Genomic DNA, 567 nt, shown 5'->3' with positions numbered 1-567 from the left:
CCATAGGCGCTAACTTAAAGAGTAAATATCTGATATTACTGAATTTATACCAAGTATTTAGCTGGAAGTATTAGGCATTTACTCTTGGTTGTTTTGAACAGACACCAGCAAAGAGATCGGAAGATCGCAGTGCTGGTGTCCTAAGTCAGAATATTATGCAAACTGGAAATCATCTAAATGAAGATCAGAGACAAGAACGCCTTTCAGCGTTACCGAATTATTGCCATCTAGGCGTATTTCAGTATCACTTCCATCATCGCTAGCTGCTATGATCACCGCGTCAAAATCGGCAAATACATTTGTGTCAAAGCGTATTATATCTTCTGATCCGGCCCCGGCAGCAAAGTCTGTGACTTTATCAATGCCAAACGATGTACCGATAAAGATAAAAGTATCGCTTCCTTCATTACCCGTAACAATCTCATCAGAAGCACTGCCAATAATAACGTCATCCTCAGATGTGCCGATAAGTTCCATGCGACCATCTTCACGAACCTTGATTTCACTTAGGGCTGTCCCATCAGCAAACTCAAAGCGCTCAATGTGCTCGCCCATATCTGCAAGACG

1 pseudogene is annotated in these 567 nt (G+C 42.2%); it reads right to left on the bottom strand.

The window, feature by feature from the left end:
- Positions 1 to 153: 153 nt before the first annotated feature.
- Positions 154 to 567, bottom strand: a pseudogene (locus PPL9_RS32405) (hypothetical protein); the annotation flags it as partial.

Source organism: Pseudovibrio sp. POLY-S9 (assembly GCF_001431305.1).
GTDB lineage: Bacteria > Pseudomonadota > Alphaproteobacteria > Rhizobiales > Stappiaceae > Pseudovibrio.
This window is presented reverse-complemented; position numbering and strand designations above follow the sequence as displayed.